25 protein-coding genes are annotated in these 20857 nt (G+C 41.1%); 13 read left to right on the top strand and 12 right to left on the bottom strand.

Annotated elements, in window-relative coordinates; genetic code table 11:
- Positions 1-30: 30 nt before the first annotated feature.
- Positions 31-1356, bottom strand: coding sequence for a phosphoglycerate transporter protein PgtP (pgtP, locus tag L4F91_RS01010; RefSeq protein ID WP_395896756.1), 1326 nt, complete (start codon positions 1354-1356; stop codon positions 31-33).
- 126 nt (positions 1357-1482) lie between these two features.
- On the opposite strand from pgtP, the gene mobB reads away from it, so the two are divergent.
- Both mobB and L4F91_RS01020 read left to right on the top strand, forming a co-directional pair.
- Positions 1483-1983 carry a molybdopterin-guanine dinucleotide biosynthesis protein MobB gene (mobB, locus tag L4F91_RS01015; RefSeq protein WP_395896758.1) on the top strand — a complete coding sequence of 167 codons (501 nt, stop codon included), beginning with the start codon at positions 1483-1485 and terminating at the stop codon, positions 1981-1983.
- 27 nt (positions 1984-2010) lie between these two features.
- Positions 2011-3405, top strand: a complete 1395-nt coding sequence (locus L4F91_RS01020) for a DHA2 family efflux MFS transporter permease subunit (RefSeq protein ID WP_395896760.1) — start codon at positions 2011-2013, stop codon at positions 3403-3405.
- A gap of 106 nt (positions 3406-3511) precedes the next feature.
- Here the strand turns inward: L4F91_RS01020 and L4F91_RS01025 are convergent, their stop codons facing one another.
- From L4F91_RS01025 to L4F91_RS01075, 11 genes are all read right to left on the bottom strand, one after another.
- Positions 3512-4141 (bottom strand): hypothetical protein, encoded by a 630-nt coding sequence (locus tag L4F91_RS01025; RefSeq protein ID WP_250351057.1) that lies wholly within the window; start codon positions 4139-4141, stop codon positions 3512-3514.
- A gap of 5 nt (positions 4142-4146) precedes the next feature.
- The gene (locus L4F91_RS01030; RefSeq protein WP_395896762.1) at positions 4147-5205 is read right to left on the bottom strand and encodes a beta-ketoacyl synthase N-terminal-like domain-containing protein; all 1059 of its coding nucleotides are present in this window, start codon (positions 5203-5205) and stop codon (positions 4147-4149) included.
- A 2-nt stretch (positions 5206-5207) separates the two neighbouring features.
- The gene (locus tag L4F91_RS01035) at positions 5208-5492 is read right to left on the bottom strand and encodes an acyl carrier protein (RefSeq protein WP_395896764.1); all 285 of its coding nucleotides are present in this window, start codon (positions 5490-5492) and stop codon (positions 5208-5210) included.
- Positions 5492-6736, bottom strand: coding sequence for an ABC transporter permease (locus L4F91_RS01040; protein WP_395896766.1), 1245 nt, complete (start codon positions 6734-6736; stop codon positions 5492-5494). Before L4F91_RS01040 ends, L4F91_RS01035 begins: the two co-directional genes overlap by 1 nt.
- Positions 6730-7452: an ABC transporter ATP-binding protein gene (locus L4F91_RS01045; RefSeq protein ID WP_395897781.1), complete on the bottom strand. Its 723-nt coding sequence runs from the start codon at positions 7450-7452 to the stop codon at positions 6730-6732. The genes L4F91_RS01040 and L4F91_RS01045 overlap by 7 nt, the downstream gene beginning before the upstream one ends.
- A 7-nt stretch (positions 7453-7459) precedes the next feature.
- Positions 7460-8461, bottom strand: coding sequence for a BtrH N-terminal domain-containing protein (locus L4F91_RS01050; protein WP_395896768.1), 1002 nt, complete (start codon positions 8459-8461; stop codon positions 7460-7462).
- A complete protein-coding gene (locus tag L4F91_RS01055) occupies positions 8458-9459 on the bottom strand; it encodes a virulence RhuM family protein (protein WP_265777430.1) in 1002 nt (333 codons plus the stop codon). The genes L4F91_RS01050 and L4F91_RS01055 overlap by 4 nt, the downstream gene beginning before the upstream one ends.
- A 104-nt stretch (positions 9460-9563) precedes the next feature.
- The gene (locus L4F91_RS01060; protein WP_395896770.1) at positions 9564-9974 is read right to left on the bottom strand and encodes a hypothetical protein; all 411 of its coding nucleotides are present in this window, start codon (positions 9972-9974) and stop codon (positions 9564-9566) included.
- Positions 9961-11124 (bottom strand): beta-ketoacyl-ACP synthase III, encoded by a 1164-nt coding sequence (locus L4F91_RS01065; protein ID WP_395897783.1) that lies wholly within the window; start codon positions 11122-11124, stop codon positions 9961-9963. Before L4F91_RS01065 ends, L4F91_RS01060 begins: the two co-directional genes overlap by 14 nt.
- A gap of 2 nt (positions 11125-11126) precedes the next feature.
- Entirely contained in the window at positions 11127-12053 is a 927-nt protein-coding gene (locus L4F91_RS01070) for a dialkylrecorsinol condensing enzyme (protein WP_395896772.1), read from the bottom strand.
- A gap of 137 nt (positions 12054-12190) precedes the next feature.
- A complete protein-coding gene (locus L4F91_RS01075) occupies positions 12191-12616 on the bottom strand; it encodes an excinuclease ABC subunit A (RefSeq protein WP_250351047.1) in 426 nt (141 codons plus the stop codon).
- A gap of 140 nt (positions 12617-12756) precedes the next feature.
- Between L4F91_RS01075 and L4F91_RS01080 the strand changes: the two genes are divergently transcribed.
- Genes L4F91_RS01080 through L4F91_RS01130 form a run of 11 tightly spaced genes read left to right on the top strand, consistent with a single transcriptional unit; the run spans position 12757 to position 20851 of the window.
- Complete coding sequence (locus L4F91_RS01080) at positions 12757-13170, top strand: hypothetical protein (protein ID WP_250363981.1); 414 nt, start codon at positions 12757-12759, stop codon at positions 13168-13170.
- 6 nt (positions 13171-13176) lie between these two features.
- Positions 13177-13929 (top strand): beta-ketoacyl synthase chain length factor, encoded by a 753-nt coding sequence (locus L4F91_RS01085; protein ID WP_395896775.1) that lies wholly within the window; start codon positions 13177-13179, stop codon positions 13927-13929.
- Positions 13914-14666, top strand: coding sequence for a lysophospholipid acyltransferase family protein (locus tag L4F91_RS01090; RefSeq protein ID WP_395896777.1), 753 nt, complete (start codon positions 13914-13916; stop codon positions 14664-14666). The genes L4F91_RS01085 and L4F91_RS01090 overlap by 16 nt, the downstream gene beginning before the upstream one ends.
- Positions 14667-14679: 13 nt before the next feature.
- Positions 14680-14937 (top strand): phosphopantetheine-binding protein, encoded by a 258-nt coding sequence (locus tag L4F91_RS01095; protein WP_250351043.1) that lies wholly within the window; start codon positions 14680-14682, stop codon positions 14935-14937.
- A gap of 8 nt (positions 14938-14945) precedes the next feature.
- Positions 14946-15224 carry an acyl carrier protein gene (locus L4F91_RS01100; protein WP_250351608.1) on the top strand — a complete coding sequence of 93 codons (279 nt, stop codon included), beginning with the start codon at positions 14946-14948 and terminating at the stop codon, positions 15222-15224.
- Complete coding sequence (locus tag L4F91_RS01105) at positions 15217-16878, top strand: AMP-binding protein (RefSeq protein ID WP_395896779.1); 1662 nt, start codon at positions 15217-15219, stop codon at positions 16876-16878. The genes L4F91_RS01100 and L4F91_RS01105 overlap by 8 nt, the downstream gene beginning before the upstream one ends.
- A gap of 4 nt (positions 16879-16882) precedes the next feature.
- On the top strand, positions 16883-17446 hold the full coding sequence (locus L4F91_RS01110; RefSeq protein ID WP_395896781.1) for a hypothetical protein: 564 nt from the start codon (positions 16883-16885) through the stop codon (positions 17444-17446).
- Entirely contained in the window at positions 17436-18761 is a 1326-nt protein-coding gene (locus tag L4F91_RS01115) for an AMP-binding protein (protein ID WP_395896783.1), read from the top strand. The genes L4F91_RS01110 and L4F91_RS01115 overlap by 11 nt, the downstream gene beginning before the upstream one ends.
- Positions 18754-19479, top strand: coding sequence for a glycosyltransferase family 2 protein (locus tag L4F91_RS01120; protein ID WP_395896785.1), 726 nt, complete (start codon positions 18754-18756; stop codon positions 19477-19479). Before L4F91_RS01115 ends, L4F91_RS01120 begins: the two co-directional genes overlap by 8 nt.
- The gene (locus tag L4F91_RS01125) at positions 19476-20408 is read left to right on the top strand and encodes a glycosyl transferase family 2 (RefSeq protein WP_395896787.1); all 933 of its coding nucleotides are present in this window, start codon (positions 19476-19478) and stop codon (positions 20406-20408) included. Before L4F91_RS01120 ends, L4F91_RS01125 begins: the two co-directional genes overlap by 4 nt.
- The gene (locus L4F91_RS01130; protein WP_250351037.1) at positions 20405-20851 is read left to right on the top strand and encodes a thioesterase family protein; all 447 of its coding nucleotides are present in this window, start codon (positions 20405-20407) and stop codon (positions 20849-20851) included. The genes L4F91_RS01125 and L4F91_RS01130 overlap by 4 nt, the downstream gene beginning before the upstream one ends.
- Positions 20852-20857: the final 6 nt, after the last annotated feature.

Below are 20857 nucleotides of genomic sequence, written 5' to 3' on the forward strand. Positions count from 1 at the left end.
GCGATATAAGGCGTTTTTACAGAAGACCGTTTAACTTTCTACTTTTCTAAATAAAGTGAACGAGATAAAAATAAAGGCAAGAATACTTGAGGCGATAAGTATATAGAACCCGCCATCCCAGCCAAAGTTATCCACTACGGCACCTAATACTGTTCCTGCACTGGCAGAACCAAGTAGATAACCAAATAATCCAGTAAGCCCTGTTGCTGTACCTGTTGCCACACGAGGAACTAAATCAGCCGCTTGTAAGCCAATCATCATAACAGGACCATAAATGAGGAAGCCAATCGCGATTAAACAGATATTATCTATCATTGGGTTGCCTGCTGGATTTTTCCAATAGACGAAAATCGCAATTAATACCCCTACTAAAAACATTAGCATCGGCGGAGCGCGGTGTCCTTTAAAGACTTTATCGCTTAAATAACCACTTACTAACATTCCGGGAATACCCGCATATTCATAAAGGAAGTATGCCCAGCTTTGTTTATCAAACGTGAAGTGTTTGACTTCTTTCAAGTACGTTGGCGCCCAGTCAATAATCCCGTAACGAATAAAATAAACAAATACATTAGCAATCGTAATTGCCCATAAGAATTTGTTATTAATGATATATTTAAAGAAAATTTCCTTACCAGTTAAAGTATGGGCTGATTCAACTTGTTGCGCTTTTCCCCCTTTGTATTCTTCAATGGGTGGTAATCCTTGTGATTCAGGCGTATCACGCATTAAGAAAAACATTACAACACTAAGCAAGATCGCAATGGTTGCAGGAAGATAAAAGAGCGCTTGCCACGCACCAAAAAGGTATAAGCCTAAAATCGCCAGTGGACCAATTAAGCCACCACCAATATTATGAGAAACATTCCACCAACTCCACCAACTTCCGCGCTCTGAGGTAGAAAACCAGTTGGTCATTGTTTTTGCACCGGGTGGATAACCCATACCTTGAAACCAACCATTTAAAGCGCTAAGTACAATCATCGCAGAAAGTGAAGAAAGCACCCCCGGCACTAAACCGAAGATCATACTCACCATCGCGGAAGCAACTAAACCAATAGTAATAAAATATTTGGGGTTACTGCGATCTGAGACATTACCCATAATAAATTTACTAAAACCATAAGCCACAGCAAGTGCAAAAGAAACTGTACCCAGCTGAGCTTTGGTATAGCCATATTCTTCAATTAAATGCGGAATGGCAAGAGAGAAATTCTTGCGAATTAAGTAATAAGCCGCATAACCGATGAATACACCAAAGAAGACTTGCCAACGTAATCGACGATAATCCCGATCAATGATAGCTTTATCCGTGATACGCATAGTAGGGGGTGAGGCTTTTAAAAATCCAAACATAAGATCCTCCAATTTTGTGAAATTGAGCGTATTATTAAGTATTTGAATAAATTAATCTGTGATATTCTTCACAAAAAGTTCATTATTAAATTTAATTGTTGAATTAACTCTCAAATAGAGGACAAAATGCGTTCAATGCTTGGCATAACCGGATACAGCGGTAGTGGAAAAACCACTTTATTGGAAAAACTTTTGCCTCGGCTTGCCGATCTTGGGCTGCGCGTGGCAGTGATTAAGCACAGTCATCATAATGCACAAGTGGACAAGGAAGGCAAGGATAGCTGGCGAATGAAAGAAGCGGGCGCAAGCCAAGTGATAATGGCTTGTGATAGGCGGTGGGCGTTGATGACAGAAACACCACAGCCAGTGAATTTAGCTTATTTGGCAGGGCAATTTGATCCGCAATTGACGGATCTCATTTTGGTGGAAGGCTTTAAGCACGAACCGATTGCAAAGATTTTATTGCATCGTCAAGCCACGGAGAAAGCCTTACCAGAGATTGATGAGAAAGTCATTGCGCTTGCAACGGATTACCCTTTAAGCTGTGCTGTGCCACGTTTGGATATTAATCAGATTGATCACATTGCCGCATTTATTTTTCATTGGTATCAACAACAAATAAAATAAAGTGCGGTGCAAAATCGCAGAATTTTTATGACAGAAACGAAAAATTATACGGGCTTGGCGTGGATTGCCGCTGTCGCCTTTTTTATGCAAACTCTTGATGCGACGATTTTGAATACAGCGTTACCGACGATTTCTCGCAGTCTAAATGAATCGCCACTGAATATGCAGTTGGCAATCATTAGTTATGCCTTAACTGTCGCCTTGTTTATTCCATTAAGTGGTTGGGCGGCGGATAAATTTGGTACGCGGAAGGTTTTTCGTTCTGCCATTGGTATTTTTGTATTGGGATCGGTGGTGTGTGCCTTATCGCACTCTCTGCCACAATTGATTTTTGCCCGTATTTTACAAGGGGCGGGTGGCGCGTTAATGATGCCTGTTGCTCGCTTGGCGATCATTCGTTCTGTACCGAAAAACCAGCTATTAAATGCGTGGAATATTATGGCGATGGCGGGGCTAATTGGGCCAATTCTTGGTCCCGTGTTAGGTGGTTTAATCGTTACCTATATGACGTGGCATTGGATTTTCTTAATTAATATTCCTATCGGGCTAGCTGGGATTTTCCTTGCAGGCAGTTATATGCCAAATATGAAAGGGCAAGTGGGGCGTTTAGATAAAGCAGGATTTATGCTGTTTGCCGGTGGACTTGTAGGCTTGACCTTAGGGCTAGATTTAGTGGCAGAGCATTTCACCGCAACTTGGATTGCTTTTTTGGTATTGATTGTGGGGATATTATTTCTCGCCAGTTATTATCTTTATGCCAAACGGGTTCACAACCCATTAATGCCGCTTTCCTTATTCCACATTCGCACCTTCCGTTTAGGTTTTATTGCGAATTTATTTATCCGTCTTTGTGGTTCGGGCGTGCCGTTTTTATTACCTCTTATGCTACAAGTGGTATTCCATTATAGTGCGGAAGCCGCTGGCTGGTTAATGGTGCCTATTGCAGTTAGCTCAATGGCGTTTAAACCGCTTATTCGTGGTATTCTTTCTCGTTTTGGTTATAAGAAAACTCTAATCAGCACCGCCATTGTGATGACTTTGGTGATTGCCGCAATGAGCTTATTACAACGGCATACCCCAATTTGGCAAATGGTGTTGATTTTATTGGCATACGGCGGATGTATGTCGGTCAGTTTTACTGCGATTAATACCTTAACCATCGGCGATTTGTCGGACAGTAATGCCAGTGCCGGTTCAACAATGCTTAGTGTGATTCAACAAGTCGGGATTGGCATTGGCATTGCCGTTTCTTCAGTGATGTTAAATGTGTATCGCAATGTACTGGGTGAAAGTGCCGAACAGTTGCAACAAGCCTTTAGCTTCACTTTCTTAACGTCCAGTTTATTTGGTTTCATTCTCGTACTCATTCTTTCTGGCTTAAGAAAACAAGATGGGGAGAATTTGCAGATAAGAAAAAAATAATGTTAATACGAGATCACCATTTGCTGATGTTAAGGCTTGAGAGAGCAAAATAAAAGTGCGGTAGGATTTTTGTGAATTTTCCTCCGCACTTTTTGATATTGTGCTTTTATGTATCTAGATCGAAATTCTGCCCATTCAATGCAAAATGCAAATAATGATTTTCTGGTAGAGAATGGTGTGAAGTAGAAAAATTTGGCGAATTTTGCACCGCACTTGATGATAGGGCATTTTCCCCTGCGATATTACTGAGTAACCACCAACAGCTTCCTTCCCATTCCATAGTTGGTGATTCAATCGCCCAACCGACTAACACCTGATCGACGGAATCGCTTCTTAATGCTAATTGCGCAAGCTGTAATGGATGATCCACATCCTCTTGCGAGGTAATTAAGAAAAGGCTATTGCCCGTTGTTTGAAAATGTTGTGAAAGCTGAAAAACCGTCGCGTTATTGAGATTTGCCATAAAATCCAGTGGACTAGGCAAGTCTTGTTCCATAAGCTGATGGAATAATTTGTTAAATTTGCTTGGTGAATTAAAAGGCGAAGCCAAATAAATTGCGGTATTTGGCGTGATATAAGGCTTTAGTGGCAATGCCCCGAGTAAACAAAGTTGGGTAAATTTGCTTAAACGACGCGCATCTACGCCAAAGGCTTTGAGCTGCTGGCGGAGTTCTGCCTCACTTTGCCCTTGTGTAATAAACTGGCTTTGTTGTTTTAAATAACGATTTGATTTCATTTTACTTACTCTTTTCCTTGCCAGTGAAGAATCCAAGCAATATTACTGCCACCAAAGCCTAAAAAGTAGTTCAAATAATAGCCGGTAGAAAGCGGTTGCGTTTGCTTTTCTATTGCCCCTTGTGGGGTGATGGTTAAGTAATTTGTTTTATCTTGCTGTAATTGTTGCCAAAGCCACGCGGTTTCCATTGCACCACTTGCACCTAAACTATGTCCAAGGTACGGTTTGGCTAATAAGCAAGGAATGCTCGGGAACTGTTGTTGCAAAAACGCGATTTCCATTTCATCGCTGTTTCCGCCCACTGCGTGAACTTTAATGCCAGCTAGTTGATGAGATTGTAATCCTGCTTTATGCAAACAATTTTCAATCAGTTGAGTCAATGCCTCTGCGGAGCTATTGGTTAGATTATGGTGATCCGTAATCGTGCTGATGGCAGAGATTTCTAGCTTTTTCTCTGGATTTGGTTGATTTTCCAATGCCACGCAAGCGATTCCTTCCCCTAAAATAATACCGTTATGCTGTTGAAAAGGTTGATAGGGCAAATCGTCTGCCAATAAGTGCATTGCATTGAAATGTTCAAAGGTTAAGCGGTTAAACATTTCAAAACCAACCACCAAAGCACGCTCACATTGCCCTTGCTCAATCATTTGATAAGCATAGCCCATTGCTTGTGCAGAGGAAGTACAAGAGGTCGCAACGCTGAAAACAGGCGTTTGATAGCGTGTTTTTAAACGTTCTGCGATAAGCGCTAGGCTGTATTCTTGCGGCAAAGGCTGATTATTATGCCAACGAAATTCGCAATCACTCATTAAATACGCCGTTGAGCCTAAAAGAATGGGGGTATTTTGCAGTGCATCGGCTTGCCAACCGCGTTGCGTTAATACCTTGTCAATATGCTGTTCTAAATAAGTGCAGAGTTGATTGAAATTCAGCAAAGGTTGCTCAAAAGCACGAAAATAAGGCAAATGCTGGCTTTGCCCAAGCATTGAAGATTGCCGCCAAGGATTGAGCTTAGCAGTTTGTGCATTTTGTTGGCTCGCTGCGGTGAGATAGACTTTCGGCATTGTTAAGAATGTTGGTGACGGATAAAGTGGGCTAAATCACGAATATTCATCATATGTTTACGCACCATTCGGTCGCCATTTAACCTCACTTTAAAGTGAGCTTGTAGTGCCACCGCAATTTGTAGCGCATCTAGAGAATCTAACTGGATACGGCTTTGTTCACCAAATAATGGCTCATCATCGCTGATCGCGCTGGGATCGATGTCCATTTTATCGGTTTCTTGCACGATCAAGTTTTTCAGTTGTTGTTCTAGCTCAGGTTGGCTGAGAGTAAAAATATAGCTCATTAAAATCTCGCTTGTGTTTTGAGTTGATGGGCGTAAATCAGCACGGCGATGAAGAGCATCACAGCACCAAAACCCGTTAAAAGCCAAAGTTCAGGCTGAATTTGCATTAACGTAGCCTGATTTAATAATAGTTGCTGAAATGCCGTTAATGCCCAACCCATTGGTGAAAATTGGGCGATTTCTTGCATCATATCAGGCATTACATAAGTTGGCACCATAATGCCACCAATGGCAGCCATAATGATAATGCCACCGCCTCCTAGCACCACAGCCTGTTCAGTTGTGCGCGCAATCACACTAATTAATAAACCATAGCCTAGCGCAGAAAGGCTTACCGCAGCCGACAGCACGGCATAATACCACCATTCGCCATTTAAGCTAAACGCAGGCATAGCAAGCATTGGTAGCACCCAATAGCCTAAGGCAATCATTCCAATAAATTGGCATTGATTGATCAAAAAATACGGCACTAATTTTGCTAAAATCAGCCTCAGACTTGAGGCTCTTGCTAAACGTAAACGCGTGAGCGTGTTGGTCTGTCGCTCCATCGCCATTACGTTGGAAAGGGGGATCATAATAAAAAACATCCCAAAAATTAACCACGCAGGCACGCTATGCTGCACAGCATTGGGCTGATTGACCGTTTTCCCTTGGCGATTAAGATAAATTTCCTGCCAGCGCTGTTGTGCTAAATAAGTATTAATTTCATCGAATTTTTTATCTAATGCTTGATTGACTTCTTGCTGAATGCGTTTTACTGGATTGCGTTGATTGTGTTTCAATACAATGTGATTATCTTTGGAATAACGCTCAAGTCGTTGCTGACTGTAATGCTTTTGCAGGATGCCTTTAACGCCAAGCAACCACGCCCGATCCACACTGGGATTAAGCCAAAGTTGTAAAGGCTGTTCTTCTTTTAGCGCATTTTTATCTTGATTGGGATTTACTACAATCAACGCAAATTTTTCTTGTAGTAAATCTTGTTGATATACCTCTAATTGAGCGATATTTCCTTGTTTTACGAGCAATTCCTCTTGTTGTAGTGTGGTAAAAAATCCGTCATTTAGGGGATCATTTGGCGTACCAAGCAGCAAAATTTCGCCACGATTACCTAATTCATTCTCACTGCTAAGTGCGGCTGACATAATCAACATAAATAAAATCGGCATAATAAATAACACTGCTACACCGTGCAGATCGCGGCTTAATAGGCGTAATTCTTTGAACATTGCAGCAATTAGCATTTGTTCCCCGCTTGTTGTAAAAAATCCAAATAAAAATGCTCAAGACTTTGCCCTTCAGCAAGCATTCCCTTTATTTCTCCTTGATAAATGAGTTTACCTTCATTGAGTAAAACTAATTGATCGCATAGTTGTTCAATTTCTTGCAGATAATGTGACGTGTAAATTACCGTGATGCCTTGCTGAGTTAATTCTGCTACGGAATTTAAAATAAATTGGCGGGATTGAGGATCAATACCTACGGTGATTTCATCTAAAAAAATCACCTTTGGACGATTAATTAAACCAATAGCAAAATTTAAGCGGCGTTTTAATCCGCCTGATAAATGTTTTGCTAATTTAGATTTATAAGAAGTTAGCCCGACTTTTTCTAATAATTCAATGAGCCAGTTTTTATCATTGATATGATAAAGTGCGGCGAAAAATTTTAAATTTTCCCATACCGTTAATAAAGGATAAAATGCAAAATCCTGTGGCACTAAAGAAAGTTGATGACGCTGTTGTTTGCTCAATTTGTGAAATGGTACACCCTCAAAATAAATCTGCCCTTGTTGCACCGCCTGCAATCCACAAAGTAAAGACATCAATGTTGTCTTCCCCGCGCCATTAGGGCCGAGCAAACCGATTGCTTGTCCTTGAGAAATATCCAACTGAATGTTTTGTAAAGCGAATTCTTGGCTTTGTGGATAACGATGATAAAGATTTTCAATTTGCAACATCATAGAATTATCCTTTGGATTGAGCTAATTGTTGCCATAATTGACGTTCTTGCTGAGCAATCTGACGTAATCTTTCTGCTAAATCTTGGTAGCCTTGTGCTGTTGGCTGCCGGCATTGCTTCACGCAAAGGCTGGCAAATTGTCGCCATTGATCACCAATTTCTGTCATTTGTTGTGAGGCTTGTTTGAATTTTGGCTCTTGGCAGATTTCTGCCGCTTGCTCTAGGAAATAGGCATAAATATAGCGAAAGCCCGCGCCACCTGTGCCAATTTCTTCTTGCATTCGCACGATGTGACCAAGGAAGAGTTTTTTGTATTTTTCACTTTGTTTACTGTGAGCAAATTTTTCGATTTGTTTTGCAAGAGAAAACATTCCGCGCACGCCAACAAACCAAAGCGGTGCGAGCATTTGTTTGGCATTTTTGCGAATCGCTTTTCTCAATATGGCGGGCAAATCAAGTGCGGTCAAATTTGGCGAAGTTTTCCAATAATACATTAACCCTTTTGCCGCTAATGCGCCTTTTGCGAAACGGGCGCGTTGTAAATCTTGTGCCGCACAGCGCTGTACTTGCTCAAAGACAGGATCGCTAATTAAATATTCATTCTCCTGTTTGCCATAAACTAACAAATTATGTGCATTAAAATGAAAACGCATTTCGGGCGGAAAATAAGGCAGCCAAAACACTGAAGTTTGCAACCCCACCAGCTTTCCTTGCGCTAAAGCTTTATCCAAGGCTTGTTGCCCTTGTTGTGGTGAACGAAATCGTTTTAACGCAAGTTTTCCTTTTAATACTTTTGACACTTTTTTAAGCATTACCCCCGGTGGCATTCGATAAGAAATTAACGGCATTCCGCTAATTTTGATGAGTGGAATATAAACAAAGGTCAATGCCGATGCCAAGCCGAATACCATCGCTTCATTGAAATCAACCCCTTGCGATTTGAGTAAGGTGGACATCACGCCACTTTCGCAATGGGCAGTGTGTTGGTGGGAAAAGTTATTGTTCATTTTTTAATATTTAAAAGTTCTTTGATATAAATTTCACCTAATTTTTCTTTTTCTAAACAGCGTTTTTGTGCATATTTGTCATATTCAAGAAGTGCTTTTTCCTCTGCTTGTTTTTTACTGATTGAACCTTGATCTCTCAATACATTTCTATCGTTAAATTCAAGAAAACGATCTAATTGTTCTTCCCAATCTTTTAAGAAAAACTGTTTTTTTCGGCTTGCTTGATCTTCTGCAAAATCTAGCCACATTGAAACAATCCGATTTAATGCTGTAATTTCTTGTTCATTAAGATAATTTTTAGCTACTGTAATATCTTTTTTTACTACACCGATACCACTAAAATTTGTCAATCCCATATTAGGTAATTCTGCATTTGCTCGTTGAAAAATGATTTCTGCTGCTGTTTTATTAGTACAAGCAAAATGAAGTTTGTTTTGAATTTTTTGGAAAAATTGCGTTGTTTCTTTAAAAGAGGGTTGATAATCTGCTGCTAAAGTGAAAATTTCACGCACTCGTAAATACATTCGGCGTTCACTTGCTCGAATATCTCGGATTTTTTCTAAGAGCAGATCAAAATAGTCATTGGCTTGATTAGCACCAATAGGTGGATTTTTTAATCGTACTTCATCTAGCACAAACCCTTTTTCTATATATTCGCCCAACGTGCGAGTTGCCCATTGGCGAAATTGAGTACCACGCGTCGACCGGACACGATAACCAATGGCAATAATTAAAGGTAAAGGATAGTAAGCGATTTGGCGTTTAATCTCTCTCCTGCCTTCATTTTGAACTGTCAACTGAAAGTTGACGGTTGAATTTTCATCAAATTCACTTTCATCAAAAATAGCTTTAATATGTTTACTGATATTCTGCTTTGTCGTTTGATAAAGCTCTGCAATTTCCAACTGATTTAACCAAAGTTGAGAACCTAATTCGCGTAAGGTGAATTGAGATAAACCGTCTTCGGTCGTATAGATGATAATACTGTTTTCTTTCATATTTAGCGGTACTCTTAATGAATATCAATCTACGCTTTGCTATATCGTTATTTCTTAATTCTAGTTAAAATCTATACCAATCAAATAGTTAAATAAGCCAAAGATTACGCTAAAGAAGAATGTGATACAAAATTTTTGAAATATTCCATCTCAATACCAAACACATCTGCATATTTCCCTAGCTTCTTCTGAGAAAGTGTTTCCCAAACCTCAGGCCTAAAATGCCGTTTTATTTGCCATTGCCAAAAGCCGGTGGCTTGGGCGAGGGATTGTTCATCAAAACGATATTTATACATTAAATAGTACAACACTGATTTTTGCCCGTTTTTAACCGCCTGTAAGGCTTGTTCTGTTTGTTGCTTAAGGGCTTCCACGGCTTGCTGAGTGGCAAATTCTTCCGTTTGCCAGCCTGTACTTGTGCTAGCTTGATAATGCCCATTTTGGGTGGCGTAGATGATCTTTTTCTGTCCACGGAAAATGCGGCTATCATCTTGTGGAATGTCATTCAGATCCATTCACCACCTCAAGCAACATAAAACAAGAGGAAAAACGACCGCTCTCGGGGATATAACATAACACTTTCTGACCATTTTTGAGTGGGAAAGTGCGCATAAATTCTTCTAAAATAATGTAAATAGACGCTGATCCCGTGTTTCCTTTTTCGGCAAGGTTGGTAAACCATTTTTCTTGTGGAATATCAAACTGAATACGTTGTAAACCTTCCGATAATTTGTTACGAAAAAAGCCCGAAGAATAGTGCGGTAAGAAATAATCAATATTTTCAGCACGGAGTTGATATTTGTCGATTAAGCGAATTAAGGCTTTTTCGACGGTATATTTCACAATATTTTCGTTGAGCAATTTTACATCTTGTTTAATTGCCATTAGGCTGTGTTTGTCGCGATATTGGCTATCCACCGTCTTCCAACTAACAAACTTGCCATTGTCGATTTCTGCACCTGCGTACATACACACAGGCATTTCATTGGCGTAAGAGACGAGATCAATCCAATGAATTTTAAAACTAATGCCTGTTGGATTTGGGCGATGGCTTAGTTGTGCTGCTCCTGCGCCGTCTGAAAGCATCCAGCGTAAAAAATCTTTTTCAAAGCCAATTTCAGGCTTTGCATTATCCAGTTGTTTTTGATTAATCTCAGGACGAAAATTTTCGCTACGCATTACTGCTGAGGCGGCTTCAGATGCCACCGCAATCGCATTTTGATGTTCCCCTGTGCGAATCCCATTATAGGCGTGTTTCATCGCTGCCATTCCCGCCACGCAAACGCCTGCGGTAGTTAGCACTTCGCAAGCTGGCGCATTGGGAATTAAGCCGTGAACCATTACCCCTTGTCCCGGCATAATTTGATCCGGATAAGAGGTGCCACAGGCTAAACAGTCAAGCTGATTTATATCCACGCCTTGCGCCACTAATTTTTCAATAGCACAGACTGCAAGTTCTGTGCTGCTGTGCGTGGCTTGCCGTGTTTGTGGGTCAATGGCGTAATAACGCGTGCGAATCGCATTTGAGCGTAAAATCATATTGCGAACACGGGAAGGAACATCACCGACCATTCCTAATACGGCTTCCATTTGATCATTGGTAACAGGATTATTTGGCAAAAAACTTGCCACTGAATTAATATAAACCTCAGAAAGTTGCGACATCATTATTCTCCAGATGGGGCAGCAAAATAGCGTTTTTGGCGCTCAAGTTTTTCTTTTAATAATGGTTTTAATAAACGCTTAATGAGAGCGGAAATTGGCACGACGGTAATAATTAATAAGACTAAAAAAGCAATATAAACATATAACACAGCTTGGCGCAAACGTGGTGAAATTTGACCGCACTTAAGTAATAGCTTACCCCATAAATAAAAGCTACGGTGTCCGACTTTTTCACTCATCATCAGTTTCTCATCAATTTGCACTGCGCCCATATTCTGAAACAGGGGTTGATGAAGAGAGACATTTTCCGCTAACTTTTCTGCAAGTTTGCCACCAAATCGCTGCATATCGGCAATATTTTCTTCACTAATGCCCGCGCTAGGTAACCACTTATAAGGACGCTTTTTGCCTGTAAACAGCCATAATGGCGTGGTGATAAAACTTGCCCACGCGTTAGATTGATCCGTTTTAACGATATTACCAACCAGTATTGCGCCAGCTTGATTTAATAATGCTTTGACTTTTTCTTGCGCCATTAACCACATATTACGGCAGCCGATTAAGGTAACGACAGGTGTGTTATACAATATGTGTTTAGCTTGTTCACTTTGTAAGAACGCGGTAATCGGTTGAGATGGAGAAAGAAACCAAACACTATATGCAATAATGACTAAATCATATTGCCTACGTTGTAGTGTTGGTGTTTCAATGGGCGCAGGTTGTAAGTGAACACTTTCAGGAAAGGTATTAAAAAATGGGGTAAATTTCCACGGAAAAATATAATCCTGTTGCGGTTTCACCTGATATTCTTCAATTGAAATGTCTTGTTGAGTGCGTAGTGGTTGTAGAAAACTTTCCACTAAGCGAGAAAGTTGCCCTGTTTGCGAATAAGAAACGACAAGAATATGTTTAGCTGAATGCGTGACCATAAAGTTAAGTACTACAAAGCGTACACCGATAAAATTCGGCGCAAAATTATAAATTTGATAATGTGCTTGTCAAGCCAGATAAAATATCAAGTGCGGTGTAAAATTTCCCAATTTTTGACCGCACTTAATGAAATGAATTAGCGAACAATATCGCCTTTCAAGGCAACACCGCTCATTAGATTTCCTGCGTGACATTCATATTGCGTTGTGCTGCGATAAGGGTTTTTCTTATAGAAGCTGATGATATTGCCCACTTTCGTGGCACGATGTTTTTTCGCCGTATCTTGGAATTGTTTCACGACTGTGAGGAACGCCCATTGGCAAGATTTCTCATCACTTTTATTTGCTGCATTTGTTTTACGATTACTGACCATACCTGCTTTTACGGTCGAACCCGGTGCAGGTCTGCCGAAATAGAGTTTAATTTTTGGATCTAATACCTCTTTCGCTTCAGGGGAATTCAATGCTTCCTGAATGGAGTAATAATGGGTGGTATCTCTTGGTGCGCAAGCAGCAAGTAAGAGTGTGGTGAAAGCAATGGCAAATTTTACTGAATGTTTCATAATTTTTCCTTGTTTTTATTAGATAGATTAAATACCTTAATTTGATCTTATGTAAACGGTTGCTTTGTGTTTGGTAATTTAGCGTAAATTAAGGTAAACTTCCACAATATTTTTTATTAATAAATGGTTAGGTTTTTATAATGAAAAAATTATTCTCAATTTGTTTTTGTGCCGTCACTTTAGTAGGGTGTGCAGCAGGGATTAAGGATTCACAACCTGTGCAATTAGCGAGTCTTAAACAGCCATTATGCGTTACCGCAGATTTGCGAAAAGCACCTGAAGATTTTTCTGACGCAATTTTAGCGAGCTTAAAAAAACGTGGTATTAAAGCACGCTTTGTTAAATTCAATGAGTTAGCAAGTTGCGAATCTATTTTAAAAGCGAATGTTCGTGGTAACCGTGCCATTATTGCCCGTGCGAGTTTAAAAGTTCAACAAGATAAGCAAGTGCTTGGCTTTGTTACTTATAGAAGAGGCGGTGATGAAGCGGAGCGTGTAAAAGAAGTAGGTTTACAAGGTCAAACCGATTTAATGATTAACGAATTATTTCAATAATAATCAATGAACACCGCAATTTGTCAGTTTAATTTTTCGCTAAGAGGATGGAAAGTGGTGACTAACCGTGAGCTTTCCCCCCAAGATTGGCAATTAGGCGAACAACATTGGAGGCAAAATAGCCACTTATGGCAACCTTTTGCTCCTAAGTTAGCCTTTTTACCCCCATTAAAACGGCGACGTTTAAGTGAATTGGCGCGCTTATTTTTTGAAGCAGCGTGGGATCTTATGGAAGAACAGCCTAATATCCCCGTGGTTTATGCTTCTGCGAATAGTGAAATTAATCGCAATTTTGCCCTCTGGCATAGTCTTTTAAGCGAAGGCGATATTTCACCCATTTCCTTTAATTTATCTGTGCATAATGCGTTGGTTGGACAATGGTCAGAAATGCGCCAAGTAAAAGCAGAAACCACGGCAATTATGGCACAACAAGATAATTTAGAAGTCGCATTACTTGAAGCTTACTTATTGTTGCAAGAAGGACAACAACGTGTGCTTGTCGTCGTCGCAGAATCGCCATTGGCGGAACAATATAATGCACAACCTGTGGTTCGTCAGCCTTTTGGTTATGCGTTAGCCTTAGTCGTAGAAAAAGGCGATCAATACCAACTTAGCTTACATCGTGCTGAGGAAGGCGTTGAACCCGCACAAAAGTGTGGTGACAATGCGCTATTTTGGGTGCTGCAACAATATTTAGACCAATCTCAGTGGCAAACGTTAAGCTCCCGTGGAGAGGTTTGGTTATGGCAGAAAAAGTAGATTGGTTACGCCGTTTTCTTGCTACCGCCATAGGTTTCGCTTTTTGGGGCGTTGCAGGAACATTATTGCAGTTGATTCTATATCCTTATGCATGTCGCCCACAAAATTTAGCCATACAATTAAAAGTGCGTCGTTTTGTTGGGAAAATTTGGTATTATTTTGTTCGCTTTTGCGTTTGGAGTGGTGTGCTAGAAGTAACCTATCAGGGGTTTGAAAAATTAGGACGCGCGGGACAATTAGTGATCGCTAATCATCCTTCTTTACTTGATGTCGTGCTTACTTTAGCGAAAACGCCGGAGTTAAATTGCATTGTAAAACAAGATTTATTACACAACCCTACAATGCGAAATCAAATTCTGGCTTGTGGATTTTTGCCGAATACGGAATCTCTTGAGCTGTTAGAACAATGTGATAACGTGCTGAAAGAACAAGCAATTTTGCTTTTCCCTGAAGGAACAAGAACCGGTTGGGATGGCGTGGTAAAGTTGAACCGTGGTGCGGTATCGATTGGTTTACGCAGTGCGAAAATTATTACGCCGGTGGTGATAAAAATGCGTCCACTGAATTTCAAGAAAGGGCAACCTTGGTATCAACTTCCTAAAACGCGCATTACTTATACGCTTTCTGTGGGCGATGATATCGATCCACAAACTTGGCTTGCTGAAAAGCCTTTACCTTTGGCGGCACGTCGCCTAACACAATATTTAAACGATTATTTTAATTCTCAAACTCAATAAAAGGATAAATAAAATGGAATTAGAACAACAACTTAAAAATATCATTATCGAAAGTTTAGCATTAGAAGACATCAGCCCAGAAGATATTGAAAATGAAACATTGCTTTTCAGTGATGAGGGCTTAGGTTTAGATTCCGTTGATGCACTTGAACTCGGTTTAGCTGTACAAAAAGCCTTTAATTTACAATTAGATAGTGAACAGCACGCGTTACGCGATCACTTCACGAATGTTAATACTTTAGCCGCCTTTATTCGTTCACAACAAGGTTAATAACGATGATGACAGAACAACAAATTCAGGGCTTACTCTCTGAGGCTTTGGTTTCTCTCTTTGAAATTGATCCAAATAAGATCACACCAGAAACCCATCTTTATGAAGATCTGGAAATTGATAGCATTGATGCCATTGATTTAATTGATTACATCAAACGTAACACGGGATACAAAGTGAAACCTGAAGATTTTCGCAATGTGCGTACCGTAAATGATGTGGTGCAAGCCGTGTTAAAAATGAGCCAACAAACCCAACAAGCCACTGACGATTCACAGAATGCCTAATTATACGGAACACAGCCTTATCGCTACACAACCTGATTGGCGTTATGGCGACTTTGCTTATAAAGCGTTACAAATGGCACAAGCTTTCAAACAGCAAAACGTGAAATCTATCGCTGTTTGGCTAGAAGATGGCGCCAATCTTGCCTGTACCTTACTTGCCGCGTGGCAGGCTGATGTACGCGTACTTTTTCCGCCTAATTTAACTGAAGAAAGCCTTGAATGGGTTGCTCAGCACGCGCAGTTTTGGTTATGTGATAACGAGGCAACACTGCCTTCAAAAGTATCCTTTGATGCGTTTGGTCAGGATAGGGTTATTCTAAAAGAAGAAAAATTTGCACCGCACTTTGATCGTAATGCGCAAACGGAAATTTGGCTGAAAACCTCGGGCAGTACAGGAGAAGCAAAGACCATTGTCAAAACGGCTCAACAAATGTGGCGAAGTGCGCAAGTGTTAGCCGATGCCTTACCGTTTCCTGCGGATAATCAGTGGCGCGCAATTAGCACCGTAAGCATTCAGCACGTTTATGGGTTAACCGTGCATATTATGATGGCTTTAGTGTTGGGGTGGCAAATAGGGCGTAAGCAGCTGTTTTATCCTGAATGTATTAAGTCGGCACTTAACCAATCAGAAAATGCGGTGTTAGTGAGCAGTCCTGCGATGTTATCAAGTATTGCTTGGGATAAAATGGCTATGCCAGAAAGTTTGCAAGGTGTGGTTTCTTCAGGCGGTGCATTGGCTGATGACGTATCAACGCAAATTCGTACGGCAATTCACGCCCCTGTGGTGGAAATTTATGGTAGTACGGAAACAGGGCCTATTGCTATCCGTGATGATATTCATCTTTGGCAACGGTTGCCAAAGAGCCAGCTCGGACAAGATGAACAAGATGCCTTGTGGATTGAAGCCGATTGGATTTCTGGGCGTGAGCAAACGGCAGATGTCGTAGAATTTGAAGGCTCGGGTTTTCGTTTACTCGGACGCTGTGATCGCATTGTAAAAATCGGCGATAAACGCACATCTTTAGTGAGTATTGAACGTCAGTTATTGCAGCATCCTTTTGTAGAGGATTGTTATATTGCACGTCATCCAGAACAAAATCGTTTAGCCGCTTGGGTAGGATTGACGGAAGTGGGTATTAACGCCTTTCGTGAACAAGGCCGTCGTGCAGTCATTGCACAACTGAAACAAGCCGTAGCAGCAAATCAAGATAAGTCAGCTATTCCACGTTTTTGGCGTTTTACTGATAAATTACCCCGCAATAGTCAATCGAAAATTAATAAATTAGCGTTTAATCAGGTTTGTGTGGAAACTGTGCTTGATCCCATTTGGTCAGCGCCAGCGTGTGATCAGAATCAATATGTGATAAAAGGCAAAGTGCCGTTGGAATTGCGTTTCTTAAAAGATCATTTCGCTGAATTTCCCTTAGTGCCGGGGGTGATCGAATTACAATGGATCAGCGAAAAAATGCAGGATTTTTTAGGGTATTCCCCAACGTTTTCGAGCATTGATCGTTTGAAGTTCCAGCATTTTTTACGTCCAAATGATGAGTTTGAGCTTTCGCTTACTTGGCAACCTGAAAAGCGACGAATGGCTTTCCAGCTCAAGGTAGCAGAAAAAACTTGCTGTAGTGGTGTAGCAATTTTAACGGAATAATATAATGAAAGCCTTCACTTCCGTTCTTATCACCTTATTCCTTGCAATAAGTGCGGTGGCTTTTCCCATTTTTTTTTGGTGGCAGGGGGCAGATAGCCCCATTTTATATTATCTACCGTGGGTAATGGCACTCTTATGGGCGGTGAAAGGATGGCAACAACCCCCATCAACGCAGCGTTATTTTTCCTTTTGCTTAGCGTTAATTTTAGCAGTGATTGCTGGCACGCGTGCTTTAGTGGGAATGTTTTGGTATCCAGTGATTATTAATGGATTAATGTTGCTATTGTTTGCAAGCAGTTTATGGCAATCGCAGACTTTTGTAGAACGTTTAGCGCGCTTACAAGAGCCAAATTTAACGGATAAAGGTGTGCGTTATACCCGAACCGTAACCCAAGTGTGGTGCATTGTTTTTATTATTAATATTGTGGTGACGACTGCACTCATATTGGGACAATATTATGATTATTGGGCATTATATTCAGGGGTGATTTCCTATGTGTTCATTGGCTTGATTATGAGCATTGAATGGATCATTCGACAACGAGTAAAAAAATATCATGCAAATTAATTTTTCAGCAATCAAGGATATTACCTTAAATCCACCTTGGTCAAAGCAAGATTTTACCTTACGAGCTTGGCAAATTAGTCAGCAATTACAACAGCAACAGGTGCGTAGCTTAGGCTTATGGCTTGATGATGCCGCACAGATGGCGTGCGTGTTGTTGGCGTGTTTTCAGGCAAAAGTGCGCGTGTTATTGCCACCTAATTTATTAGCAGAAAACCAACAATGGCTTGCACGAGAAAATGCAATGCTGATGGATAATGAGCGTGTTGCGACCTTCGGTTTAGAACAACAGGTAGAAGCAGAAACTCTTGCACAACCGTTAATTGATCCTGATTGTCAAAGCGAAATTTGGATTAAAACCTCAGGCAGTAGTGGCGAACCAAAAGTTTTGATCAAAACAGCCAAAAAAATGTGGCAGGAAGCACAAGCTATTGCTGACACTATCAAGTTTTCAGCGGATAGGCCACTTTATGTGGTATCAAGTGTCTCCGCGCAACATCATTATGGTTTATCCTACCGTATTTTCTTACCGCTCTATCTAGGTTGGTCTATCGCTCGCTTGCAATACCATTATCCCGAATATTTGATGAGCGAAAGTTTACAAGTAGAGAAGGTATTGTGGGTGAGTAGCCCTGCATTGCTTACTCACCTTAATTTAAAAGATACCAAACTGGCTCGTTGCGGTATTCGTGCTGTCATTTCAGCAGGTTCTCCTTTGCCTTCAGAGACCGCACAACGTATCCACGATGTGCTAGGTTGCCGAATGATCGAATGTTACGGTAGTACTGAAACTGGTGCAATCGCGTTTCGAGAACAAGAGACGTTATGGACACCGACAGTGGTAACAGAGGTGGGATTAACAGAAAATGAAACGCTTTGGGTTAATTCACCTTGGCTTGATGAACCAGAAATTATGGCAGATATGGTACAAATGCACGGCGAGCGCTTTTTACTGTTAGGACGCACGGATCGCATTGTGAAACTGGGCGACAAACGTATTTCTCTGGTCAATATAGAACAAGCCTTGCAGCAGCATTCTTGGGTCATTGATTGCTTTGTGGCAAAGCACCCAAATCAGGCTCGTCCTGCGGCTTGGGTCGCGTTAACGGAAGAAGGATTGAAAGTTTACCGCACTCAAGGGCGTAACGCGGTGATTCATTCACTGCGCCAACACCTGAGCCAAAATCAAGAAGCGGTAGGCTTACCCCGTTTTTGGCGTTTTACCGACAAATTGCCACGCAATAGTCAATCAAAAATTTTAAACGCTGATTTCGAGCAAGCTTTTCTTAGCCAGCAAGAGGAATTCGCTAATGAATAAACAGGTAATTGCGCTTATCCCTCATTACAATCATTCAACCACGGTTAGCGCTGTTGCAAATCAGCTACGCCAACTTGATTTGCCCGTGTTGATTATTGACGATGGCTCAACCGATTCTCATAAAACCGTACTGCATACGCTTGCTCAGCAAGACGGAATTCAAATCCATTTTTGCCCACAAAATGGGGGAAAAGGGGCAGCAATGAAAGTGGGATTTCAATTGGCGTGGGAACAGGGTTTTGCCTATGCCGTACAAGTCGATGCAGACGGACAGCATCAGCTTTCTGATGTGGCAATCTTTTTGCAAAAAAGTGCTGAAAATCCCACCGCACTTATTTGTGGGCGTCCAATCTATGGTGAGGATGCACCTAAGGCTCGTTTATATGGTAGAAAAATTACCGATTTTTGGAATGCTATCCACACCCATTCACGCGATATTTTAGATGGAATGTGTGGTTTTCGGCTCTATCCTGTGGAAGCAATGATCAATTTATTGAAGCAGGAAAAAATTGGCGATCGTATGGATTTTGATATTGAAATTATTGTCAAAGCGCACTGGTATCAAATCCCAATGGTATGGGTGGATACCCCCGTTCGTTATGATAAGAATGGCACATCTCATTTTCGGGCTTTTGCGGATAATTGGAAAATCAGCAAAATGCATACGAAACTTTTTTGGCAGATGGTATGGCGAATGATACAAGGCAAGCCGTTATGAGCCAACCAGATAAACATTGGGCAAAACAGCAGGAGCGTGGAACGCGTTTCTTTCTCAACTTAACACGCTTGATTGTGGCATATCTGCCTTTGTGGGCGATCCGCATTGCTACCTTTGTCGTGGTGAGCTATTTTTTTGTTACATCAAAGAAAGCTCGCCAATATATTGCGGAATATCAGCAACGTTTGTGCCAAACTTTTCCTGACACGAGGTTACCTCGTTGGGCGGTTTTTCGCCAGTTTTTAACCTTTGGTGTCGCGATTACCGATCGCTTTGCGGTGTGGCAAAATAAAATTCATTATCGTGATTTGCACATTGATGATGCGGACAATCTTTATCACGATATTGATCATCAAAACCGTGGGCAAATTTTATTGTGTTCCCATTTGGGCAATATTGAAATTTGTCGCGCGTTAGTAGATAGTGGACATCACCCTAATTTTGTGCTGAATGTATTAGTGCATAGTCACCACGCTGAGGCATTCAATGACGCCTTAGAAAAAGCCGGTGCTAAAGCCCTTCCCGTTATTCAGGTAATGGATTTAGATGCACAAAAAATGTTTGAATTGCACCAACGGTTAGAGCGAGGTGAATGGATTGCCATTGCCGCTGATCGGATTCCGGTGCGTGGTGATAAAACCGAAAAAGTCAATTTTCTTGGTAAGTCAGCCGATTTTCCGCAAGGGGCTTGGTTGCTTTCGGCATTGCTCAAAGCACCACTTAATACGGTGTTTTGTGTGAAGTCGCAAGGGCGTTATCAATTAAAACTTCGCCGATTCAGCTCAGCTATTTCAGGACGAGGTATTGCCCGTCAGCAACACATTCAGCAGGCAATGCAACAATATGCTGATGTCTTGGCGCAAGCGTGCCGAGAACAGCCATTGCAATGGTTCAATTTTTACGATTTTTGGAATGACGAACAAAAATGAAAACAAAAAAACATATTTATTGCCAACATCAATCTGATTACGAGATCCCATTTTTTGATGTGGATTCCGCACATATTATGTGGCACGGGCATTACATCAAATATTTTGAAATGGCACGCTGTGCATTGTTAGAAGAGATTGGTTACACTTACGATCATATCCGTGCCGACGGCTATGGTTGGCCCATTGTGCAACTGAATGTGAAATACGTTCGTCCGGCACTTTTTCGCCAAAAAATTCGTGTTACCCTTTCGGTATTGGAATACGATACTTGCCTACGCATCGACTATGTAATTAGCGATTTACAAACAGGAAAAAAACTCACCGTAGCCAGTACGACACAAGTGGTGGTGGATGCTAAAACGGGCGAGATGCAATTAGAAGCAACGGAAAATTGGCGAAAGGCGTTTGAGGCATATAAAGGCTTTCAACCTCTCGCTTAATTGGAA

The organism is Avibacterium sp. 20-126 (assembly GCF_044358625.1).
Classification (GTDB): Bacteria; Pseudomonadota; Gammaproteobacteria; order Enterobacterales; family Pasteurellaceae; genus Avibacterium.

Excerpts from the sequence above, each read along its gene's own strand:
- L4F91_RS01050 (WP_395896768.1), bottom strand. The coding sequence starts at position 8,461 with ATGAACAATAACTTTTCCCACCAACACACTGCCCATTGCGAAAGTGGC.
- L4F91_RS01100 (WP_250351608.1), top strand. The coding sequence starts at position 14,946 with ATGACAGAACAACAAATTCAGGGCTTACTCTCTGAGGCTTTGGTTTCT.
- L4F91_RS01110 (WP_395896781.1), top strand. The coding sequence starts at position 16,883 with ATGAAAGCCTTCACTTCCGTTCTTATCACCTTATTCCTTGCAATAAGT.
- L4F91_RS01020 (WP_395896760.1), top strand. The coding sequence starts at position 2,011 with ATGACAGAAACGAAAAATTATACGGGCTTGGCGTGGATTGCCGCTGTC.
- L4F91_RS01130 (WP_250351037.1), top strand. The coding sequence starts at position 20,405 with ATGAAAACAAAAAAACATATTTATTGCCAACATCAATCTGATTACGAG.
- L4F91_RS01080 (WP_250363981.1), top strand. The coding sequence starts at position 12,757 with ATGAAAAAATTATTCTCAATTTGTTTTTGTGCCGTCACTTTAGTAGGG.
- L4F91_RS01060 (WP_395896770.1), bottom strand. The coding sequence starts at position 9,974 with ATGGATCTGAATGACATTCCACAAGATGATAGCCGCATTTTCCGTGGA.
- L4F91_RS01090 (WP_395896777.1), top strand. The coding sequence starts at position 13,914 with ATGGCAGAAAAAGTAGATTGGTTACGCCGTTTTCTTGCTACCGCCATA.
- L4F91_RS01075 (WP_250351047.1), bottom strand. The coding sequence starts at position 12,616 with ATGAAACATTCAGTAAAATTTGCCATTGCTTTCACCACACTCTTACTT.
- L4F91_RS01085 (WP_395896775.1), top strand. The coding sequence starts at position 13,177 with ATGAACACCGCAATTTGTCAGTTTAATTTTTCGCTAAGAGGATGGAAA.
- L4F91_RS01055 (WP_265777430.1), bottom strand. The coding sequence starts at position 9,459 with ATGAAAGAAAACAGTATTATCATCTATACGACCGAAGACGGTTTATCT.
- L4F91_RS01115 (WP_395896783.1), top strand. The coding sequence starts at position 17,436 with ATGCAAATTAATTTTTCAGCAATCAAGGATATTACCTTAAATCCACCT.
- L4F91_RS01025 (WP_250351057.1), bottom strand. The coding sequence starts at position 4,141 with ATGAAATCAAATCGTTATTTAAAACAACAAAGCCAGTTTATTACACAA.
- L4F91_RS01030 (WP_395896762.1), bottom strand. The coding sequence starts at position 5,205 with ATGCCGAAAGTCTATCTCACCGCAGCGAGCCAACAAAATGCACAAACT.
- L4F91_RS01045 (WP_395897781.1), bottom strand. The coding sequence starts at position 7,452 with ATGTTGCAAATTGAAAATCTTTATCATCGTTATCCACAAAGCCAAGAA.
- pgtP (WP_395896756.1), bottom strand. The coding sequence starts at position 1,356 with ATGTTTGGATTTTTAAAAGCCTCACCCCCTACTATGCGTATCACGGAT.
- L4F91_RS01125 (WP_395896787.1), top strand. The coding sequence starts at position 19,476 with ATGAGCCAACCAGATAAACATTGGGCAAAACAGCAGGAGCGTGGAACG.
- L4F91_RS01065 (WP_395897783.1), bottom strand. The coding sequence starts at position 11,124 with ATGTCGCAACTTTCTGAGGTTTATATTAATTCAGTGGCAAGTTTTTTG.
- L4F91_RS01120 (WP_395896785.1), top strand. The coding sequence starts at position 18,754 with ATGAATAAACAGGTAATTGCGCTTATCCCTCATTACAATCATTCAACC.
- L4F91_RS01035 (WP_395896764.1), bottom strand. The coding sequence starts at position 5,492 with ATGAGCTATATTTTTACTCTCAGCCAACCTGAGCTAGAACAACAACTG.
- mobB (WP_395896758.1), top strand. The coding sequence starts at position 1,483 with ATGCGTTCAATGCTTGGCATAACCGGATACAGCGGTAGTGGAAAAACC.
- L4F91_RS01070 (WP_395896772.1), bottom strand. The coding sequence starts at position 12,053 with ATGGTCACGCATTCAGCTAAACATATTCTTGTCGTTTCTTATTCGCAA.
- L4F91_RS01105 (WP_395896779.1), top strand. The coding sequence starts at position 15,217 with ATGCCTAATTATACGGAACACAGCCTTATCGCTACACAACCTGATTGG.
- L4F91_RS01095 (WP_250351043.1), top strand. The coding sequence starts at position 14,680 with ATGGAATTAGAACAACAACTTAAAAATATCATTATCGAAAGTTTAGCA.
- L4F91_RS01040 (WP_395896766.1), bottom strand. The coding sequence starts at position 6,736 with ATGCTAATTGCTGCAATGTTCAAAGAATTACGCCTATTAAGCCGCGAT.